14 protein-coding genes are annotated in these 22,533 nt (G+C 35.7%); 11 read left to right on the top strand and 3 right to left on the bottom strand.

Annotated elements, in window-relative coordinates:
* Window positions 1–62: 62 nt before the first annotated feature.
* A complete protein-coding gene (locus tag Q0845_RS03830) occupies window positions 63–1,709 on the bottom strand; it encodes a M1 family metallopeptidase (protein ID WP_298509423.1) in 1,647 nt (548 codons plus the stop codon).
* 139 nt (window positions 1,710–1,848) lie between these two features.
* Between Q0845_RS03830 and Q0845_RS03825 the strand changes: the two genes are divergently transcribed.
* Window positions 1,849–2,991 carry a cystathionine gamma-synthase gene (locus Q0845_RS03825; RefSeq protein ID WP_298509420.1) on the top strand — a complete coding sequence of 381 codons (1,143 nt, stop codon included), beginning with the start codon at window positions 1,849–1,851 and terminating at the stop codon, window positions 2,989–2,991.
* A 63-nt stretch (window positions 2,992–3,054) separates the two neighbouring features.
* Here the strand turns inward: Q0845_RS03825 and Q0845_RS03820 are convergent, their stop codons facing one another.
* Entirely contained in the window at window positions 3,055–3,843 is a 789-nt protein-coding gene (locus Q0845_RS03820; protein WP_298509417.1) for a glutamate dehydrogenase, read from the bottom strand.
* A gap of 250 nt (window positions 3,844–4,093) precedes the next feature.
* On the opposite strand from Q0845_RS03820, the gene gdhA reads away from it, so the two are divergent.
* The 10 genes from gdhA to Q0845_RS03770 all read left to right on the top strand — a co-directional run bounded on the left by gdhA (window position 4,094) and on the right by Q0845_RS03770 (window position 21,856).
* Entirely contained in the window at window positions 4,094–5,437 is a 1,344-nt protein-coding gene (gene gdhA, locus Q0845_RS03815) for an NADP-specific glutamate dehydrogenase (RefSeq protein ID WP_298509415.1), read from the top strand.
* A gap of 218 nt (window positions 5,438–5,655) precedes the next feature.
* Window positions 5,656–7,965, top strand: a complete 2,310-nt coding sequence (locus Q0845_RS03810; protein WP_298509411.1) for a two-component regulator propeller domain-containing protein — start codon at window positions 5,656–5,658, stop codon at window positions 7,963–7,965.
* Between the two features lie 2 nt (window positions 7,966–7,967).
* Window positions 7,968–8,687 (top strand): DNA repair protein RecO, encoded by a 720-nt coding sequence (gene recO, locus Q0845_RS03805; protein WP_298509407.1) that lies wholly within the window; start codon window positions 7,968–7,970, stop codon window positions 8,685–8,687.
* Window positions 8,671–11,091 carry a TonB-dependent receptor gene (locus Q0845_RS03800; protein WP_298509404.1) on the top strand — a complete coding sequence of 807 codons (2,421 nt, stop codon included), beginning with the start codon at window positions 8,671–8,673 and terminating at the stop codon, window positions 11,089–11,091. The genes recO and Q0845_RS03800 overlap by 17 nt, the downstream gene beginning before the upstream one ends.
* 170 nt (window positions 11,092–11,261) lie before the next feature.
* Window positions 11,262–16,169 (top strand): GEVED domain-containing protein, encoded by a 4,908-nt coding sequence (locus Q0845_RS03795; RefSeq protein ID WP_298509402.1) that lies wholly within the window; start codon window positions 11,262–11,264, stop codon window positions 16,167–16,169.
* A gap of 116 nt (window positions 16,170–16,285) precedes the next feature.
* Window positions 16,286–19,696 (top strand): isoleucine--tRNA ligase, encoded by a 3,411-nt coding sequence (gene ileS / locus Q0845_RS03790; RefSeq protein ID WP_298509400.1) that lies wholly within the window; start codon window positions 16,286–16,288, stop codon window positions 19,694–19,696.
* Window positions 19,697–19,702: 6 nt separating this feature from the next.
* Window positions 19,703–20,083, top strand: coding sequence for a TraR/DksA C4-type zinc finger protein (locus Q0845_RS03785; RefSeq protein ID WP_298509399.1), 381 nt, complete (start codon window positions 19,703–19,705; stop codon window positions 20,081–20,083).
* A gap of 106 nt (window positions 20,084–20,189) precedes the next feature.
* Entirely contained in the window at window positions 20,190–20,492 is a 303-nt protein-coding gene (locus Q0845_RS03780; RefSeq protein ID WP_298509396.1) for an antibiotic biosynthesis monooxygenase, read from the top strand.
* 203 nt (window positions 20,493–20,695) lie between these two features.
* Window positions 20,696–21,133: a hypothetical protein gene (locus Q0845_RS03775; RefSeq protein WP_298509393.1), complete on the top strand. Its 438-nt coding sequence runs from the start codon at window positions 20,696–20,698 to the stop codon at window positions 21,131–21,133.
* Window positions 21,134–21,184: 51 nt separating this feature from the next.
* Entirely contained in the window at window positions 21,185–21,856 is a 672-nt protein-coding gene (locus Q0845_RS03770) for a lipoprotein signal peptidase (RefSeq protein ID WP_298509391.1), read from the top strand.
* A gap of 9 nt (window positions 21,857–21,865) precedes the next feature.
* Here Q0845_RS03770 and Q0845_RS03765 read toward each other — a convergent pair whose 3' ends face one another.
* Window positions 21,866–22,429, bottom strand: a complete 564-nt coding sequence (locus Q0845_RS03765; RefSeq protein ID WP_298509908.1) for a 5-formyltetrahydrofolate cyclo-ligase — start codon at window positions 22,427–22,429, stop codon at window positions 21,866–21,868.
* Window positions 22,430–22,533 lie beyond the last annotated feature (104 nt).

Below are 22,533 nucleotides of genomic sequence, written 5' to 3'. Positions count from 1 at the left end.
TTATAGTTGAAATGAATCGTTTCTAAAAATCTAACAATCTAAAAGCAACGCATGTCTAAAAGCTATTCTCCTTCCAAAGCTGTTACATAAAAATTAGGATCTACGGCAATAGCAGCAATGTTTGAAGTCATTTCTTTAGTTTGCCATTTTGTAGTTGGGGAAAGTGTAATTATTTCATCATCAATAGCAACACGAACGTTCATATCAAAATGATCTACGGTCTTTTCCCAACGATACATCAGCTTTTTTCCATCTTTTTTATAGCGTAAAACAGGAATATCTACTGTTCGTAAATATTGATCAAAAATAGCAGAAAGGTCAATTCCCGATTTCTCACTCATGTAATTTTCAATCTGTTGTGTTGTTACGGTTTGATGGTAGAAATCTTTGTTCAAACCTCGTAAAATACTACGCCATTTTGCATCATCATCAATCAGTTGGCGAATCGTGTGCAACATATTGGATCCTTTATAATACATATCGCCCGAACCTTTATGATTTACATCATACACACCAATAATTGGACGATCGTTTGAAATACTTCCACGTGTCCCAATTACATATTCAGCACTAGCTTTCTTTCCATAAAAATAATCGAGAAATAAATTTTCAGAATAGGCTGTAAAACTCTCATGAATCCACATATCAGCAATGTCAATATTGGTAATATTATTGGCAAACCATTCGTGTCCAGATTCGTGGATAATAATAAAATCAAACTTCATTCCCCAACCAGTACGACTCAAATCAAAACCTCTATAACCGTTTTTATAACCATTTCCATACGTAACCGAACTTTGGTGTTCCATTCCTAAATATGGAGCTTCTACAAGCTTATAACTATCTTCATAAAACGGATACGGTCCAAACCAATGTTCAAAAGCTTCTAAAGTACGTTTGGCATCTTTAAATTGCTCTTTCGCTTTGTCTAAATTATCGCGTAGTACATAATAATCCATATCCAATACGCCATTTTCGCCTTCATACTTTTCACCAAAATGCACATAATCGCCAATATTAATATTCACACCATAATTATTAATCGGATTCACTACGTTCCAATGATAAGTTTTGGTATTATTATCTTTTTCTTCTACACTAGTTAAGCGTCCGTTAGAAACATTCATCAAATTCTTCGGAACATTCACGCTAATCTTCATACTATCTACTTCGTCATACATATGATCTTTGCACGGCCACCAAATACTAGCACCTAATCCTTGACACGACGAAGCTATAAATGGCAATCCGTTAGCGTCTTTTGACCACGTAATTCCTCCATCCCATGGCGGACGTCTGGCAACTTTTGGTTTTCCTTCATAAAAAACTTTTACGCTATATACTTTTCCTTTCTTTTGTCTTTTTTTGAGATGAATAAAATGTGCATTTCCATCATGTGTAATCTCCAATTCGGTATCATCTTGAACTGCTTTTGTCATTTGTAATGGTGGTTGCAAATCTACCTGAAGTGTTTGTTGTCCTTTTTCTAAAACTTTATATTGAATGATATTGCTTCCTGCGATAGTTTTCTCAGCAAGATCAACCGTAATATCCAAATGATAATATGTCAAATCCCACCAAGCACGTTCTGGAGTGATGGAACCACGTAAAGTATCTTGTTTTGTAAAATTCTGTGAAAATGTTTGCAAGCTAGTAAATGCAAATACTAAAAGAAGATATGCAGAGAAGTTGTTATTTTTATGCCTCATTTTAATAAAAAAGTTACGTATCTATAAAGGTACAGCTATAATCTGAAAACTAATAAATGAAAAGTTAAATTTGTAGTAACTCAAGAAACGTGATTTTGACATAATTTTTTAATCTCGATTCATATTAAAAAAGACGCTCATGAAATTCAATACCAAAACCATACACGGCGGGCAAAAGCCAGATAAAGCTTATGGCGCTGTAATGCCGCCTATATATCAAACATCTACGTTTGCACAAAGCACGCCTGGCGGACACAAAGGGTATGAATACGCTCGAACACATAATCCAACACGAACCGCACTCGAAAATGCACTTGCAAGCTTAGAAAATGGAAATTACGGATTGGCTTTTGGTTCTGGTTTGGCAGCTATTGATGCTGTGATGAAGTTACTAAAATCAGGTGATGAGGTAATTTCTACGAATGATTTGTATGGAGGAACCTATCGACTATTCACGAAGATTTTTGAAAATTACGGCATCAAATTTCATTTTATTGGAATGGAAAATGCTGCCAATATTGAAGCATATATCAATGAAAATACAAAGTTAATTTGGACAGAAACTCCAACGAATCCGATGATGAATATCATTGATATCGAAGCTACAGTAGCAATTGCCAAAAAGCACAATATTATGCTGGCTGTTGATAATACTTTTGCAACACCTTACTTACAATGTCCTTTAGATTTTGGCGCTGATATTGTCATGCATTCAGCAACCAAATATATTGGCGGACATAGTGATTTGGTTATGGGTGCTTTGATTGTAAAAGACAAGGAAATAGCAGACAAACTATATTTTATTCAAAATGCAAGTGGCGCTATTTGCGGACCTATGGACAGTTTCTTGGCATTACGCGGCATCAAAACCTTGCATGTGCGTATGCAACGACATTGCGAAAATGGAAAAGCTATTGCTGAATATTTAGCAGCGCATCCAAACGTAGAAAAAGTATATTGGCCAGGATTTGAAAACCATCCTAATCATGATATTGCTAAAAAACAAATGGATGATTTTGGCGGAATGATTTCATTTGTAGCGAAAGGAAACGATTACGATCAGGCAATAAAAATTGTAGAAAACCTAAAGGTATTTACACTAGCAGAATCCTTAGGTGGCGTAGAATCCTTGGCTGGACATCCGGCGAGTATGACACATGCAAGTATTCCAAAAGCAGCACGAGAAAAAACAGGTGTTGTCGATGCATTAATCCGCTTAAGCGTAGGAATAGAAGATGTTGATGATCTTATTGAAGATTTAGCACAAGCATTATCAATATAAAAATAAGGACATAAAAAAACGCCATTCTCAACAGAATGGCGTTTTTAATATATAATGTCTTTCTTAAAAGTTCAAATAATAAATATATCCTACGCTAATTACAAAACTCCAATCGTTCGCTTTGTTTTCAGGATATAAGTTCTCATCAGGATTTAATCCGTCAACCCAGTTAGAAAAATAATATCTCCAACGTAGATCTAATAATAAATCGGATGTTTCTGTAAATTTATAACGTGTTCCAACACTTGCAACCACAGACCAAGTAGAACTCGATTCGTTTCTGAAGGCATCTTGATATTTTACAGGTAACACACCAGGAGCTGATAACGGACCTAAGTCAGATTCAACAGTTGGTGTATAATAATGATATTGTGCTCCTAAAGCAGCATACGGTGCTAACAAATAACCGCCACTTTCAAATTCTCTAATACTTCTTGGGAAAAATTCTAGCTGTGTTCCTAAGTTCAATACGCGCGTACTTCCATTCATGGCTCGCAGCTGATCGGCAGTCAAAGAAACTTTATCATCTCCCACAAATCGACCAAAATGTTCAAGGTTAACAGTGGTATATGTAAGTTCGTTTCTTACTTTAAAGTGATCATTAAAATAAGTATAGCGTGTAAAACAGTTACATTCTGCACGATATGAGAAGTTTAAATAATGGACAATACCGAACTCGGCGCCAACATTTCCAATATTGGTTTCAAAGTCATTACGCTCTCCATAGTCAGACTGGAATGCATTCGGTCCAATAATAAAGCCAATTTCATGGGAAAACCCAAATTGAGCATGTGTAGTACCGACACACATCAGCATGAAAAGTAGGAGGATAGGGCAGATTCTATTTAACATGTTATAAACCAGTATTTATATGAGGCTATACAGCAAATATATAAAAACCCTTAAAACAAAAAAACAAAAAGTGTATTATCTAATCTTTATTATCTATAAGATGCATGGTGTAATAGATAAATGGTAGATGAATTTTATTTAAGGTTGAAATTATCAAATTATAAAAAAAAAGGTGTTTTTTTTTAATTAAATGTATATTTGTAGGGTCAAATAATGATATTAATAAAAATTTGTTAATCAAACTTCGTTTATGGAAGCAAAAGTAAAAGACTTTTTAGACTTGGTAAAGCAGACAAACGGACATGAATCTGAATTTTTACAAGCAGTTCAGGAAGTTGCAGAAGCTGTAATCCCTTATATAGAAGGTAAGGAAAAGTATATAGGAACTAAAATTCTTGAGAGAATGGTAGAACCTGAGCGTGTAATTATGTTCAGAGTTCAATGGGTAGATGATAGTGGAGAAACTCAAGTAAATCGCGGATATAGAATTGAAATGAATTCCGCTATTGGACCTTATAAAGGTGGATTGCGTTTTCACCCAAGTGTAAACTTAAGTATTCTTAAATTTTTAGCATTTGAGCAAGTATTTAAAAATAGCTTAACAACACTTCCTATGGGAGGTGGAAAAGGTGGATCGGATTTTAATCCAAAAGGAAAATCTGATTTAGAAATTATGCGTTTCTGTCAAGCATTTATGTCAGAGTTATTCAGACATATTGGACCAAACACAGACGTTCCTGCCGGAGATATAGGTGTCGGTGGTCGTGAGATTGGATATATGTTTGGAATGTATAAGAAATTAAGAAACGAATTTACAGGAGTTCTTACAGGTAAAGGAATTACTTGGGGAGGATCTTTAATTCGTCCAGAAGCTACAGGATACGGAAACGTATACTTTGCACAAAGTATGTTAGGAACAAGAGGAACATCTTTTGAAGGAAAAACAGTAACTGTCTCTGGTTCTGGAAATGTAGCGCAATACGCTGCTGAAAAAGCAACAGAATTAGGTGGAAAAGTAGTGACGATGTCTGATTCTTCAGGATACATTCATGATGCTGACGGAATTGATGCTGAGAAATTAGCATTTATCATGGAGCTTAAAAATGTAAAAAGAGGAAGAATTCACGAATACGCAGAAAAATATCCTTCAGCAACTTTCCACAAAGGAGAAAGACCTTGGAGTGTTGCCTGTGATGTAGCATTGCCATGTGCAACTCAAAACGAATTAGATGGAGAGGAAGCGCAAACATTAGTAAGTAATGGTTGTATTTGTGTGAGTGAAGGAGCAAACATGCCTTCTACTCCAGAAGCTATAGAAGTATTCTTAAACAACAAGATATTATTTGCTCCAGGAAAAGCTTCAAATGCTGGTGGAGTGGCAACTTCTGGTTTAGAAATGACGCAAAACTCATTACGTTACAACTGGACACGTGAAGAAGTTGATGCTAAATTAAAGCAAATCATGAGTGAAATTCACCAAGCTTGTGAAGAATACGGAAAAGATGAAAACGGATTTATCGATTATGTGAAAGGAGCCAACATTGCTGGTTTTGTAAAGGTAGCCGATGCTATGATTGCACAAGGAGTTGTGTAATTAAAAATCTAAAATTATATCAAAAAGCTTTCTGCCATAATGGTAGAAAGCTTTTTTTATGACAATAATATATGATAACCAATTCATTTACGTTATTATTAAATATATTTGGTGAATTATTTTAAAATAAGAAACCGCCAACACCTTAGTTGAGGTAAAGTATTCAAAGATAAATGCGCAAGTTCTATCAAAAGAGCATAAAAAATAAAAATAGACAGATGAAGAAAAGTTTTTTGTATTTGCTACTTCTAATAAGTTACGTTTCGGTACATGGACAATCTGCAAACAATTCCTGGTTAGGACATTATTCCTATAACAATGTGATCGATATATCGCAGAGTTCCGACAAAATTTATGGAGCTTGTGATAATTCATTTTTTACCTATGACTTGCAAACAAATGAAATTTCCAAGTATTCTACTATCAATGGACTTTCTGGAGAAGAAATAAGTACTGCGTATTACAGTCAATCTGGCGATAAATATGTGCTTGGTTACAGCAATGGACTTTTGGAAGTATTTGATCCAACGACTGAGGAAATAAACAAAGTGGTTGATATTGTTGACAAACCAACAATTCCGCCAAATCAAAAAAACATCAATCATATATTAGAATATAACAGCATACTATACATTGCTACCGATTTTGGAATCTCTTTATATGATATCAATGCCTTAGAATTTGGAGATACGTATTTTATTGGACCAAACGGAAGTCAAATCGAAGTACGTCAAACGACCATTTTTGGAGAATACATTTATGCAGCTACAGAAATAGGAATGTTTAGAGCCATTGTGGACAATGATAATTTAATTGATTTTGAAGAATGGGAACGTGTCAATTCATCTAACTGGCGAGGAGTTATCGCGTTTGGCGAAGAGTTATATGCGCTTTCTCTAACTAGAAGAATGTTTCGATTTAATGGAACAGGTTTTTCATTTCTATCTCAAATTCCACAATATGCTACGTTTACGGAAGACTTTAAAGTCACGGAAAACTATATGATTGTAGCGCATGATCAAGAAGTACATGTATACGATACAGAACTCAATGAAGTAGTTGGTGTGCAGTCTTTAGATGAATATCCAGAACTTGAATTCAATTCCGCCTTACTTATAGGCAATAAACTATACTTAGGGACAGAAACCGAAGGAATTTTAGAAACTTCGTTTCCTATGCCAATGACGGCAAACCCAATATTACCTGATGGTCCTTTATTAAATAATACATTTTCTATTACGGCAATTCCGAATGAATTGTGGGTTGTGTATGGTGATTATACAGCCGGATACGATCCGTATCCACTTGACGATAGAGGTGTAAGTCACCTGCAAGACATGGCGTGGGTAAACATTCCATACTCACCAGATTTTGATGCAAAAAGTATTGTGCATGCTACGGTAAATCCGTCCAACGTAAACGAAGTATTTTTAAGTTCTTTCTTTTCAGGAATATTAAAAATTGAAGATAATGTACCTGTCGAAATTCTAAATACAACCAATAGTGACTTAGAATCGCTAGATATTGGAATTCCAACCTACATTGACATCCGAATTGGAGAAACACGATTTGATGCCAATGGCGATCTTTGGGTATTAAACTCTAAAATAGAAAACGGAATCAAAGTCTTACGAAGTGGCGGACAATGGGATTCATATTCAATATCAGAAGCTATTAGTGATCCTGTTTTTGGTGAAAATGGACTCTCTAAAGTAGAAATCAGTGACAACAATATAAAATTCATTGCAACACAATCACATGGAGTATTGGCTTTTGATGAAACACGTAGTGAAGGTTCTCAATTTACGGCTATAAGTGAAGAAGAATCCGGAAACTTACCAACAACCGATGTGCGAGCTGTGCGCATTGATAAATCTGGAAACTTGTGGATTGGAACAGTGAAAGGGATTCGTGTGTACTTTGGTGCAGAAGGAATTTTTGAAGATGATGATCCGCAATCAAACGATATCATTATTGTAGATGATGATGGTGTGCCAAAAGAATTACTATTTGAACAAACGGTGACGGATATTGAAGTAGATGGTTCTAACAATAAATGGATTGCAACGTCGGCTTCGGGTGTATTTTATATGTCACCAGATGCTACAGAAACGCTAGCGCATTTTACAAAAGATAATTCGCCATTACCAACAAATACGGTAAACAATATTGAAATTGATTCAGAATCTGGACGCGTTTACATTGCTACGGCAAAAGGATTATTATCTTTTCAAGGAACTGCAACTGCTCCAAAAGAAACCTTAGATAATGTATTTGCATATCCAAATCCGGTACGACCAGGCTATAGTGGCGATTTGACAATTTCTGGTTTAACCAATAATGCAAATGTAAAAATAACGGACATCGAAGGAAATCTAGTATTTGAAACTACCTCGGAAGGTGGAACTCTACTTTGGGATTTAACTGCTTTCGGAAGACACAAGGTTGCTTCAGGTGTATATCTTATTTTAATAGCAAGTGCAGATGGTACTGAAACCAAAGTCACGAAAGTGATGATTGTTCGTTAACAATGCTAGTTACAACAAAAGCTATTGTAATTTCTACCATAAAATATGGAGATGCTGGTGTTATAGCAAAGTGTTTTACTGCTTCAGATGGCATTAAAAGTTACTTGCTTCGCGGCATTCTAAAATCAAAAAAGGGCAAATTAAAAATTGCTTACTTTCAACCATTGATGCAGCTAGAAATCGTTGCCAATCACAAAAACAAAGGGAGTTTAGAGTATATAAAGGACGTTAAAACGGTATATCCGTACACGTCTATCCATACACAAATTGCCAAAAGTTCTATTGTATTATTCTTATCGGAAATACTCAATTATGCCATTCAAGAAGAAGAAAAAAACGACGCATTATTTCAATTTATAGAAAATGCGCTACAATGGCTTGATATGAATGATGAAATTGCGAACTTTCATTTGGTGTTTTTAACGCACTTAACGAAGTATTTTGGGTTTTTTCCAGAAACAAAGCATATTCATAAGGCGTATTTTGACTTACAAGAAGGTCAATTTTTTGATCAGAGTACCATGAATGAATGTGTTACAGGTGAAAATTTAACGTATTTTAAACAGCTATTAGGCATAAAATTTGATGAGCAAAATAGTATAATGTTATCTTCGTTAAGAAGAAATGAAATTCTTGCAATATTCATTCAATATTTTAAATTACATTTGCAGGGATTTAGGGAACCAAAATCAATGGAAGTGTTACATGAAGTATTCAAATAAAATAAAAGGCATTGTCGGTATAATCTCTTTTATTTTTTCCCAAGTCCTTTTTGGTCAAGAAATTCAAGTAAAAGATATCGTAAACGATAGAAACATTTCTAACGTAAATGTATATAATGCCGAACAGTCTAAAGGAGGAATTACAAATGCGAGAGGTAACATAGATATTTCTATATTTTCTGAAGAAGAAAAAATTACGTTTCAGCACATTTCCTACTTGCCCGTAACTTTCACAAAACAACAAATTCTCGAAAACAAAAATATTGTCTATCTAGTCAAAAGAACGGCAGAACTGTCTAAAATTGTAATTTCAGTTTCCAAATGGCAGCAAAACAAAAAAGAAGTTCCAAAAAAGATAGTCAGCATTGATAGTAAACAAATCTTGTACTCATCACCACAAACGGCAGCCGATTTATTAGAACGAAGTGGAAAAGTATTTGTCCAAAAAAGTCAACTAGGTGGAGGAAGTCCTATGATTAGAGGATTTTCTACAAATAGATTACTGCTTTCGGTAGATGGTGTGCGAATGAATAATGCCATATTTCGTGGCGGAAATGTCCAAAATGTCATCTCAATAGATCCTTTCAATGTAAACAATACGGAAGTGATATTAGGTCCAGGATCAGTTATTTATGGAAGTGATGCCATTGGTGGTGTCATGAATTTTTATACAAAAAGACCAAAACTTTCGTGGAATGAAAAAATGCTGGTCTCAGGAAATGCAAACGTGCGTTACGCTTCTGCAAATACAGAAAAAACAGGTCATTTTGATATTAATGTTGGACTCAGAAAATGGGCATTTCTAACCAGTGTAAGTTATAGTGATTTTGACGATTTACGAATGGGGAAAAATGGTAGAGATGAATACCTTCGTCCAGAGTTTGTGGCAAATATCAATGGAGAAGATACTGTTGTCGCAAATGCAAATCCAATAAATCAACGCTTTACAGGATACAGTCAAATCAACTTAGCGCAACGTATCAGATTAGTATCTGATGATATCTGGGAATTTGATTTAGGCTTGCATTATTCGGCTACATCAAACTTTCCACGCTACGATCGTCTCATACAATACAGAGACGGAGCACTGCGATATGGCGATTGGTTTTATGGACCGCAACGATGGCTTATGGGGAATTTTCAAATCCAGAAAAAAGGAAACAATACCTATTACGACAACGTAAAATTTACCAACGCTTACCAAAGATTCGAAGAAAGTAGAAACAAACGGAACTTCCAAGATGTTATTCTCAATGTAACTAAAGAAAAAGTAGATGCAATATCTTCTAGTTTAGATTTTGAAAAACGATTCAACCCACAAATCAAAACATTTTACGGTTTAGAATATGTCTACAACAAAGTACATTCAGACGGATTTGACAGAAATGTCACTACAGAACAAATCACAGATGCCGCTTCTCGTTATCCAGATGGCGCTACATGGCAGTCCATGGCAGCGTATGCGAGCTTAGAGTATAAACCGAATCCTAAATTTACACTTCAGTCAGGATTGCGATACAATCACATTCTAATTGATACAGATTTTGACACCACATTCTTTCCATTTCCATTTACAGAAGCAAGCACAAATACAGGCGCATTCACGGGAAGCATAGGATTTAGTTGGTTGCCTAAAAACTGGCAAATTACAGCGAATCTCGGTACTGCGTTTAGAGCGCCAAATATTGATGATATTGGTAAAGTATTTGATTCTGAACCAGGATCTGTTGTAGTGCCAAATCCAAATCTAACTCCAGAGCATGCGTATAGTGTCGAATTTGGAATTCAAAAAAGAATAGGAAATAGTTTTGACTTAAGTTTTAACACGTTCTACACATTATTGGACGATGCGCTCATTCGTAAGGACTTTAACCTAAATGGCGAAACAGAAATCATATACAATGGCGAATTGAGCAATGTGCAAGCAATTCAAAATGCTTCCAAAGTATATACCTATGGTTTTGAATTTGGCTTTTCAGCGAAATTTGATAAGAAGACAAAAATTACGGCCGACTTAACAATTCCTCACGGAGAAGAAGAGCAGGCTGATGGAACAAAAGTTCCGTTAAGACATGTGTCGCCGATTTTTGGAAACATACACTTCATATATAAAAATGATCGATGGAATTTGGACCTTTCTACAAACTTCAATAGTTCCATACGGTTTGAAAATTTAGCACCGACAGAAAGAAGCAAAGCATATCTTTATGCAACAGACGAAAACGGAAATCCATATTCACCATCTTGGGTCACTGTAAATGCAAAATCTAACTTTGAAATTACTGAAAAAATAAACTTAACAGCTTCTCTTGAAAATATAACGGATCAACGTTACAGAGTTTATTCGTCAGGCATCACTTCTCCTGGAAGAAACTTGATTTTAGGCTTCAATTATAATTTTTAGTCGAAAAATACGAAAGAAATATATTACGGAAAATCACCCTTTTTGAAATTTTATGACTTTTATATCGACAAATTCGTAGATTTCATCTAAATTAATGGATTAAATGCCCATGAAACAATAAAAAAATTTAAAATTGAAGAAATTTACCTTGCCTTAAATGCTTTAAGATTATGAAAAAAACCTACTCATTATTAGCTTTATTGCTTTCCTTTACTTACGCTAGTGCACAATATTGTACTTCTGCGGCGGGTGATCCAACCGCCGAATATATAAGTAGAGTACAATTAAATACTTTGGATAATTCCAGTCCAGCTACACCAGCAACTGGATACACAGATTTTACCGGTGTAACTCCAACAGATTTGGAGATAAGTACAAACTACACAATAACCATCACAAAATTTTGGCCAGCAGGATTTGGAGGTCCATACAACGAAGGAATCGGTGTTTGGATTGACTACAATCAAGATGGAGATTTCTTTGATTCTGGAGAATTTGTGTATAACGATTCACCGAATACTACAACGCCTGTATCTGGAAACTTTACGGTTCCGTTAGGAGCAACTCTTGGAAACACACGAATGCGTGTGCAAATGCAAGGAGATAACACTGTAAATGATCCCTGTGATGTGGTAGGTACTGGATATGATTATGGAGAAGTTGAAGACTACATTGTCAATATAACAAGTTCTTCGCTGCCTCCAGATATTTATGTCTCTGGAAACGCGGTAGAAATACTAGACGGTTCTGTAAACGTACCATCAACTGCTGATCATACAGACTTTGGAACTACAACCATACTAAGTGGAACAGTCGTTCGGACATTTACCATAGAAAATGTGGGGAATACAACAGATTTAACCTTGCCGGCCAGTCCAGTAAGTTTTGGAGTAGGAAGTGATGCTGCTTTCTCCATCTTAACACAGCCCACGGATCTTTCGCTATCGCCCGGAGAAACCACAACGTTTACGGTGCAATTTGCGCCCACAGTAGCATCCACTGTTTCAGGAGAAATAATAATATCAAATAACGATCCCGATATTGCAGAACAATCTTATTCCTTTAATATTCAAGGAACAGGTATTGTGCCTGTACCAAGTCCCGGAAACATATCTACAAACTTACAATTATGGTTAAAAGCTGATGCTGGAACCTCATTAACAGGAACAGATGTTGATTCTTGGACAGATCAATCACCAAACGGATTTACAGGAACTTCTGGCGGTGTTACAGATGCTCAATTAGTAACAAATGCATTAAACTTTAATCCAGTATTACGTTTTACGGGAGCTCAATACTTAAGCTTAGGAAACCCTACTGCATTGGATATTGATCCTCTAACAGAAGAGATGACAATAATGTCAGTAATTGTTTCTGGAGGAGCAAGTACAGGAACGGTAATATCTAAAGGAACTAACAGTATGCGTAATTATCAATTATGGTTAGGAACAACGGATAGAGTTGTGCATTATACATTAGGAAGACCTGATAATATTAGTACTTCTGAAAGATTCGGTACCATATATGCCTTAAATGAGCCTAAGATAACCACTGGAGTTGTTGCTACAAACGCTGATCCTTTACTTCGATTAACAACAAATGTTAACGGTATCGATGATCCAGCATTTACAAATAATGGTGTCAACAATGGTAGTAATAATGTGGATGTATTAATTGGAGCACGAAGAGATGAAGATACTTTTGGAAACGCAGGATACAATACTGACTCAGGATATCTTTACAATGGAGATATTGCAGAAGTAATTGTCTATGACAGAGCTTTAACAGCTACAGAAGTTCAAAGAGTTGAAACATATTTAGCTTTAAAATATGGAATTACTTTAGGTTCCAATGATGCTAATTGGGACAGTAATACAAACATGTCATCTGCTTTTGGATATGCAGGAACGAGTGAAGATTATATAGACACAAACGGAACGGTTATTTGGGACGGTTCAGCAAATGCAGGATTTGGATATAATGTATTTGGAATTGCAAGAGATGATAATTCCGTGTTTGAGCAAACCGAATCAAGTAGTGTGAACATTGCACCAGCTGATGTATTAACGATGCGAAAAGAATCTGGATCGTTTGCTTCAAACTTAAGCTACTTAATTGTTGGAAATAATGGTTTAGGAGAAACTATTCAAACGACCACATTGCCACAACGTACAGCAGGAATGCTTAATAAAATATGGCATGCGCATGAAAGTGCTACTGATGTTGGAACCGTTGAACTTGAATTTGACATGAGTTCCAGTGGATTAACGAATCTGGATGATTTAGAATTATATATTGCAGATGATACTAGTTTTGCTGCTTACGAAAACTTTACAGGAACAAATGTAGGAGGCGTATTGACATTCACAGGAATAAACTTGGAAGATGGACAATACTTTACACTAGCAGAACCACAAACTGTAACAGGAGCAAGTGCACTTTTCTTTGATGGAGTTGATGATTATGCAGAAGAAAAATCGCCAGTGACTGTTGGATTAACAGATTATACAGTAATGGGATGGATCAGAAATCCCGGTCAAGCTTTCGCAACTGCCGATAGAGATATCTTGGGAGTTGAAGGTCAATTTAGATTTTACTTAAGTGGTGGATTACTTTCCATTCAAGAAGGACAAACAGGTGGAACACCAAGAGCAGGAACAGGAACACTTACGGATTGGGTGCATTTTGCAATTGTCACTGATACAGGATCTGGAAGAGCAAACTTCTACCTTAATGGTTTCCTTATTGGAGGTGGAGGAATAGATCCATTGCCATCTAATCCAAATCCGCTGCGTATGGGAACCTTTGATGATCTTAACTTTTTTACAGGATTCATCGATGAAGTAAGAGTATTTGATGTTGCTTTAACTGAAGACCAACTTCGAGAAATGGTACATCAAGAAATTGAGCAAAACGGATCAAATGTCCGTGGAAGCGTAATTCCTAAAGATATAGAAGACTTTACCTCTGGAGCTAATGTTGCATGGTCGTCATTAGTAGCATACTATGATATGTCTTCCATTACAGGAAATCGTGTTCTTGATGTAACAGGGAATAGCAGTAACTTGTTTATAAAAAACATGTCTACAATTGCGCCACAAACAGCACCAATGCCATACATAAGTGTTGCAGATGGTAACTGGACAGATGATGCTACTTGGGAGTTTGGTACTGTATGGGATACACCTTCAGCAAACAGTATTAACTGGTCAATTGTACAAATACGAAATAATGTAACTGCAAGTGCAGACTATTCTACTTTAGGATTAACAGTTGATACTGGAGCTACATTAACATTTACTGGAACCAATCCAGTAGTAACAAATACTGCTCCTTATACGGTAACGAACGGAACAGGTTTTGAACTTATAAATACTTGGTACACAGAATTAGATGGAATTATTGATCTTAATGGAGAAAGTCAGTTCCGTCAAACAGAACGTAGTGATTTAGCTGTTTCAAGTGCTGGTTATGTAGAAAGAGATCAACAAGGAACCTCAAATAGATATACATATAACTATTGGTCATCGCCAGTAAGTGCTATAAATACTACGGCAAACAATCAAGACTTTACGCTGGCAAGTATATTATCAGATGGAACTAACCCAAGTGCTCCAGGAACAATTACTTGGACAGCACCTGCAAATGCTGATGGAGCTACATCGCCATTTACAATTAGTACACGTTGGATTTACAAATTTGTAAACGGAGCTGATGAAGATTATGATGCTTGGCAATTTGTACAACAAACAGGAAACATATCTCCAGGAGAAGGATATACTATGAAAGGTGTTTCTGCTTTAGATGAATTAGAAGAGCAGAATTATGTCTTTAGAGGAAAACCAAACAATGGAGTTATTACTGTTGGTCCGTTAGATGATACCAATATATATTTAGTAGGAAACCCATATTTAACAGCCTTAGATGCAAATGAATTTATCAATGATAACATTGCAAACGATGCTACCACAGGAACATTATTTTTCTGGGAACATTGGGGCGGAGGAACGCATACACTCTTAGACTATCAAGGTGGATACGCTACGTATACATTAGGTGGAGGAGTTTCTGCATTATCGCATCCAACAGTAGATCAAACAGGATCAGGTATAAAAACACCAAGACGATTTGTTCCAGTAGGGCAAGGATTCTTTGTACAAGGAGACTCTAATGCAGGTAATGGAGTAACTACTACTGTAGAATTTAACAATACACAACGTGGAAACTCGGCAGGTTTAGTTCGTGAAAATCCAAGTTCTGTACTATCTATTTTTGTTAGAGATGGCGCAGACGAAACAATAGATCCAGGGATGTTTGAAAACACTGAAAATACTTCTGCAGAATCTAGCGATCCAGAATTTGATTCAGAACCTACACCAGCAAATATCAGAAGAGATAACAGACAAAAAATCCGTTTAGGATATAGAAATACAGAAGGATTCCACCGTCAAATATTATTGACATTCGATAGAAAAGCAACCGATGGAATCGATTTAGGATATGATGGAGAATCTATTGGAGCTACAGAAGATGATATGTATTGGGCACTAGAAGGTGAAAAATATGTAATCCAAACTGTTGAAAATTATTTTGATGATAGAGAAGTAGCTCTTGGTTTCGCTTCTGAAATTCCAGGTGGAGGAACCGTTATGATTGATGCACTTGAAAATATAAGTAATACTATAGGTATATACATCAAAAACAACTACACAGGAGCCACACACAACTTAAGAGAAAGTGACTTCCAAATAGATGTTACATCTGGAGAAACAAATGATAAATACTCATTAGTATTCAAACCAGAAGATGTGTTGAGTATAAATAACAATATCTTAGAAAATGGTATTATTATGTATACAGATTCAAAAACAGAAGAAATTGTGATTACCAATAACACAAACTTCGAACTTGATCAAATAGACATACATAGTATTCTAGGTCAAAAAATTATTACCATCACCGAAGGAATTGAGGAAAAAACAATTCGAATTCCTATCGACGATGCAGCAAGTGGTATATACGTAATAAGTATTTATTCTGAAGCCGGAAAAATTAGTAAAAAACTAGTCATCCAATAACACAGAATAACCGACAATACAAAGACCACTTGAAAACCAAGTGGTCTTTTTTTATTTAACACATTACAATTCAATGAAATTCATTAATTTCGCAAATTCAATACAGAGCAGAAAAAATGGCTAACAAATTTACAGAGTACAAAGGACTAAACTTACCCGTAGTTGCTGAAGAAATACTCAGCTATTGGGAAGAAAACGACATCTTTGAAAAAAGTATAACCTCACGTGAAGGTGCTGAATCATTTGTGTTTTTTGAAGGACCACCTTCAGCAAATGGATTACCAGGTATTCACCACGTATTGGCAAGAGCTATTAAAGATATTTTCTGCCGTTACAAAACGCAAAAAGGATACCAAGTAAAGCGTAAAGCTGGTTGGGATACACACGGACTTCCAGTAGAACTTAAAGTAGAAAAGGAACTTGGAATTACCAAAGAAGATATTGGTGGAAAAATATCTGTAGATGAGTATAATGAAGCTTGTAAAGAAGCCGTAATGCGTTATACTGATATCTGGAACAATATGACCAGAAAAGCTGGATATTGGGTAGATATGGAAACTCCATACATTACTTACAAGCCTAAATACATGGAAAGCGTTTGGTGGTTGCTAAAGCAAATCTATAACAAAGATTTGATGTACAAAGGCTATACGATCCAGCCATATTCACCAAAAGCAGGAACAGGATTAAGTTCGCATGAAGTAAACCAGCCTGGAGCATATCAAGATGTAACTGATACAACTGTAGTTGCGCAGTTTAAAACCATCAAAGAAACCTTGCCAGAAGCATTACAAAATATAGATGGTGATTTGCATTTCTTGGCTTGGACGACAACACCTTGGACGTTGCCTTCAAACACAGCACTAACGGTTGGTCCAAAAATCGATTATGTAGTTGTAAAATCATACAACCAGTACACATTTGAACCCATCAATGTCGTATTGGCAAAGAATTTAGTTGGAAAACAATTCTCAGGTAAAAAAGTTGCCAAAGTAGAAACGCAAGAAGAATTAGCAGCATACCAACAAGGAGATAAAAAAATACCATATTTAATAACAAGCGAACACAAAGGAAAAGACTTAGTAGGAATCAAGTATGAACAATTGCTAGAGTACGCATTACCATATCAAAATCCTGAAAATGCCTTTAGAGTGATCTCTGGAGATTTTGTGACTACAGAAGATGGAACAGGAATCGTACATACAGCACCAACATTTGGAGCAGACGATGCAAAGGTTGCCAAAGAAGCAACACCAGAAGTTCCACCACTATTAGTCTTAGATGAAGAAGGGAATCCTGCGCCACTTGTAGACTTACAAGGACGTTTTAGACCAGAAATGGGCGAATTTGGAGGGAAATATGTAAAGAATGAATACTATGCCGAAGGCGAAGCTCCAGAAAAATCAATGGATGTTGAATTGGCCATCAAGCTAAAAACTGAAAACAAAGCCTTTAAGGTTGAAAAATATGTCCATAGTTATCCACATTGCTGGCGTACAAACAAACCAATTTTATACTATCCATTAGATTCTTGGTTTATCAAAATTACGGATGTTAAAGATAGAATGCACGGCTTAAATAAAACCATAAATTGGAAACCAAAATCAACAGGTGAAGGACGTTTTGGAAATTGGATTGCGGGTGCAAACGATTGGAACTTATCCAGATCGCGTTTTTGGGGAATCCCGTTACCAATCTGGCGAACAGAAGATGGAAAAGAAGAACTAATGATTGGTTCTTTGGAAGAGCTCAAAGCGGAAATTAGAAAAGCAATTGATGCTGGTGTAGAAACTAAAGATGTATATGCTTCTTTTGAAGTTGGAAATATGTCTGAAGAAAACTATGAAAAAGTAGACTTACACAAACATATTGTAGATCAAATTACGTTGGTTTCTCCTTCAGGAAAACCTATGAAGCGTGAAAGTGATTTAATTGACGTTTGGTTTGACTCAGGTTCGATGCCGTATGCACAATGGCACTATCCGTTTGAAAACAAAGAACTCATAGACAACAACGAAAATTATCCTGCCAACTTTATTGCAGAAGGTGTCGATCAAACCCGTGGTTGGTTTTACACGCTTCACGCGATAGGAACCATGGTATTTGATTCGGTTGCCTATAAAAATGTAGTATCAAACGGTTTGGTATTAGATAAAAATGGGCAAAAAATGTCTAAAAGTTTAGGAAATACTGTAGATCCATTTACAACATTAGACACTTACGGACCAGATGCGACACGTTGGTACATGATTTCGAATGCAAATCCTTGGGACAACTTAAAATTTGACCTAGAAGGAATCGCGGAAGTACGTCGTAAATTCTTTGGAACGTTATACAACACATATTCATTCTTCTGTTTATATGCGAATATTGACAACTTTACCTATAGTGAAGCCGAAATTCCATTAGCAGAACGTCCAGAAATTGATCGTTGGATACTTTCAGAATTACATACACTCATCAAAAATGTAGATGAAAGCTATGCAGATTACGAGCCAACAAGAGCGGCAAGAGCGATTTCAGAATTTGTACAAGAAAATCTAAGTAACTGGTTTGTGCGTTTAAGTAGAAGAAGATACTGGAAAGGTGACTATCAACACGATAAAATATCAGCATACCAAACATTATACACGTGTATGGCAACTGTTGCCAAATTAGGAGCGCCAATTGCGCCTTTCTATATGGACAGACTTTACAAAGATTTAACGCAAGCAACAGGCAAAGAAAACTTTGAAAGTGTACATTTAGCTCAATTTCCAACGTATGACGAATCGTTCATTGACAAATCGTTAGAACGTAAAATGGAAAATGCGCAAACAATATCTTCCTTAGTATTATCGTTAAGAGCTAAAGAGAAGATAAAAGTGCGCCAACCGTTACAGCGTATTATGATTCCTGTATTGGATGCAGAAACGAAAGCTGAAATTATGGCTGTTGCCGAACTAATCAAGTCGGAAGTAAACGTAAAAGAAGTAGAACTCTTAGACGATGCTTCAGGAATATTAGTCAAGCAAATAAAGCCAAATTTCAAAGTCTTAGGACCAAAATTTGGAAAAGATATGAAGGCGGCTGCGGCAGTGATAATGCAGTTTGGACAAGAAGAAATCGCAGAAATTGAAAAAACAGGTAAAATCCCTGTAGAAATTAACGGAAAAAGTAGTATTTTAGAGATTACAGAAGTGGAGATCACTTCTCAAGATATAGAAGGTTGGTTAGTAGCCAATTCGGGAGGAATTACCGTAGCGTTAGATGTTACCATAACTGATGAATTGCGAAAAGAAGGAATTACAAGAGAACTTGTAAATAGAATTCAAAATGCGCGTAAAGATTCTGGGTTTGAAGTCACGGATAAAATCCACGTAACACTACAAAAAGATGAACATTTAGTCGATGCTATCAATAGCAATTTGGACTATCTGACAACGGAAACGTTGACAGCCAAATTAGAATTCGTAGATCAACTAGAAAATGGTACAGAAATTGCTTTCGATGAAGTGAATACCGTATTGTTTATTAAAAAAATGTAGTACACCATGGAAGATACAAAAATCAGATACTCAGACAAGCAGCTTGCAGAGTTCAAGCAGATTTTACTAGATAAGATAGAACAGTCGCAAAAAGACTTAGAATTATTAAAAAGCGCGTACATGAACGACCATAACAATGGTACAGATGATACGTCGCCAACATTCAAGGCTTTTGAAGAAGGATCTACCACAATGTCTAAGGAAAAGAATATGCAATTGGCAATTCGTCAAGAAAAGTTTATTCGCGATCTTAAAAATGCAATCATTCGTATTGAAAATAAAACATACGGAATTTGTCGAGTAACTGGAAAATTGATCAATCCAGAACGTTTAAAGCTTGTTCCTCATGCAACATTAAGCATCGAGGCAAAAAATATGCAAAAATAAAAGCTATATACTTTATAAAGAGCGCTCACAGAGCGCTTTTTTTGTTTAGTCAATTTTAGAAATAAGTCTTCGAATCTATAGAAATTAATAAAGGAAAAACTGAAATATGATCGCGAGAATTTGGCACGGAACAACTAATGCAGCAGATTATGAAGCATATACTGACTTCATGAAAACGAAGGCAATTCCTGATTATCAAAAAACAGAAGGCTTTATAAAACTAACCTTTCTAAGACGCATAGAAGGAGACGTTGCACATTTCAACCTAATCACTTTTTGGGAAAACATAGAAGTCATCAAAAACTTCGCAGGAGACGATTATGAAATTGCCAAGTATTACCCAAAAGATAAAGACTATTTGCTTGAATTTGAAGAAAAAGTAACACATTATGAAGTGTTTGCCGAATAAAAATACTTTAAAAGAAAACGGTCATTAAAACTACCTACATCACATACTTTTTTTTATACATCGCAACGGTATGTGTTGCGCAAAAAATAACGCAGCAAACTATTGCAATTCACGATATAGAAGAAATTCGTGTCAATACGGCAAAAGTATTTCAACTCAATATCTACAGTACCAATGCAAAAGTTATCAAGATTGAAACCAAGATGGAAGGTGAATATTATCGAGATGTCAATGTGATTACTGCTACCAAAAACAAAGAATTACAACTTTCCTGTCAATTAGCGGAAGATTTTGAGTTGCCAAACGATAAGTTAAGCGCGCACAAAGTATTTTCCATTACCATGAATATACACATTCCCAAACACCTCAAAGTGCAGTTAGAAGGCGATGAAACCCAAGTATATGTGAAAGGAAGCTATAAAAAATTCTGGGGATTATTAATCTCTGGTAACTATACACTCGACGAATTAGAAGCCGAAGCAATCATACAAACCAAAAAAGGAAACATTCATTACATCAAACAAAAATTGCCAACTTTTGAAACAAAATCAGACCGAGAACAGGCCTTCTATGAAAAAGGGAAAAAAGTAGAATTGAAAGCTAACAACGGAAAGATTACATATTCTGCTGATAACGGATAAAATATTATTATTTTAGCGGGCAATTATTTTCAAACGAAAATTGTACGACACATGTCATTAAAAAAAGCTATTGGAATCATTGTTTTGGTCTTATTAATCGATCAAATCAGTAAAATATATATCAAAACCAACTTTGTCCTAGGAGAAGAAGTTGAAGTATTTAGTTGGTTTAAAATTCTTTTTGTAGAAAACAAAGGAATGGCTTGGGGAGCAGAAATTCCGGGAAGTTACGGAAAACTATTCCTAACCTTATTCCGTTTATTTGCTATTACAGCTATCGGATATTGGTTGTATGATGCGGTAAAAAAACAGAGTTCTCGCATTCTCATTATCGCCATTTCGCTCATCTTTACAGGAGCTTTAGGAAATATTATCGATTCTGTTTTTTATGGAATCATCTTCAGTGCAAGTGATGGGCAAGTAGCAACCTTTTTACCAGAAGCTGGCGGTTATGCGTCTGTATTTCACGGACATGTAGTAGATATGCTTCACTTTCCGTTAATTGATACAACCTGGCCAGAATGGACGCCTTGGCTTGGCGGCGATCGCTTACGATTCTTTGCGCCAGTATTCAACATTGCCGATTCTGCAATTACCATTGGAGTTGCCTTATTAATCATCTTTAACAAAAAAGCATTTCCTAAAAAGAAGAAGGAAGAAGAAAAGTCAGATGACGAAAGCGGTAAAGCTACAGCACAAGAAGAATATACTGGGATTTACTAATAATACGTATTAAAACTCAAAAACCTGCTCAGGCGTTACACAAAAATCCAATCCGATATCTGTGGAATCTACTGTAAGTAAAGTTTCTTCTGGTGGAAAAAAAGAAAGTCCAATTTTAATCACGTTTTCTTTACATTCTGCTAAAAAGCGATCGTAAAACCCTTTTCCGTAACCAATTCGATTTCCGTTTGAATCATACGCTAACAAAGGCACAAAGACCACATCAATTTTGGTAGAAGGAACTTCAATTCCATCGACTGGCTCAGGAATGTTATATGCGTTCTTTCTAATTTTAGTAGTATCGGTAAGCAGAAAATGTGTCATTGAACTATCTTCAAAATCACTTTTAGAAAGAATAATATCTTTGTCTTTTCCCGCGAGAATATTCAAAATAAACTCGGTGTCAATCTCTTTCTGTTCAGCAATCGTCAAAAACAAATGATAATAGCGCTTTTCCCAAATAGGAAGCTTCAATAAATTATTAGCAATGGCAATACTAAAATCATCTAACTGTTGGATTGTTAGTTCATTTCGCATTGCTTTATATTTCTTCCGTAAGACAGATTTTGACATCATAAAAGGTTTACAGCAAAAATAAAAAATTGTAAATTAGATGTGACAATACTATTCCTTTGTTTTTGGAATAATTGCAAGTAACTTTGTTAGCACGAATTGTA

The organism is uncultured Kordia sp. (assembly GCF_947489565.1).
Taxonomy (GTDB): Bacteria; Bacteroidota; Bacteroidia; order Flavobacteriales; family Flavobacteriaceae; genus Kordia.
This window is presented reverse-complemented; position numbering and strand designations above follow the sequence as displayed.

Coding starts and splice junctions, on each gene's coding strand:
- Q0845_RS03780 (WP_298509396.1), top strand. CDS start 20,190: ATGATCGCGAGAATTTGGCACGGAACAACTAATGCAGCAGATTATGAA.
- Q0845_RS03810 (WP_298509411.1), top strand. CDS start 5,656: ATGAAGAAAAGTTTTTTGTATTTGCTACTTCTAATAAGTTACGTTTCG.
- Q0845_RS03825 (WP_298509420.1), top strand. CDS start 1,849: ATGAAATTCAATACCAAAACCATACACGGCGGGCAAAAGCCAGATAAA.
- Q0845_RS03775 (WP_298509393.1), top strand. CDS start 20,696: ATGGAAGGTGAATATTATCGAGATGTCAATGTGATTACTGCTACCAAA.
- recO (WP_298509407.1), top strand. CDS start 7,968: ATGCTAGTTACAACAAAAGCTATTGTAATTTCTACCATAAAATATGGA.
- Q0845_RS03795 (WP_298509402.1), top strand. CDS start 11,262: ATGAAAAAAACCTACTCATTATTAGCTTTATTGCTTTCCTTTACTTAC.
- Q0845_RS03820 (WP_298509417.1), bottom strand. CDS start 3,843: ATGTTAAATAGAATCTGCCCTATCCTCCTACTTTTCATGCTGATGTGT.
- Q0845_RS03770 (WP_298509391.1), top strand. CDS start 21,185: ATGTCATTAAAAAAAGCTATTGGAATCATTGTTTTGGTCTTATTAATC.
- Q0845_RS03785 (WP_298509399.1), top strand. CDS start 19,703: ATGGAAGATACAAAAATCAGATACTCAGACAAGCAGCTTGCAGAGTTC.
- Q0845_RS03800 (WP_298509404.1), top strand. CDS start 8,671: ATGAAGTATTCAAATAAAATAAAAGGCATTGTCGGTATAATCTCTTTT.
- gdhA (WP_298509415.1), top strand. CDS start 4,094: ATGGAAGCAAAAGTAAAAGACTTTTTAGACTTGGTAAAGCAGACAAAC.
- Q0845_RS03765 (WP_298509908.1), bottom strand. CDS start 22,429: ATGTCAAAATCTGTCTTACGGAAGAAATATAAAGCAATGCGAAATGAA.
- Q0845_RS03830 (WP_298509423.1), bottom strand. CDS start 1,709: ATGAGGCATAAAAATAACAACTTCTCTGCATATCTTCTTTTAGTATTT.
- ileS (WP_298509400.1), top strand. CDS start 16,286: ATGGCTAACAAATTTACAGAGTACAAAGGACTAAACTTACCCGTAGTT.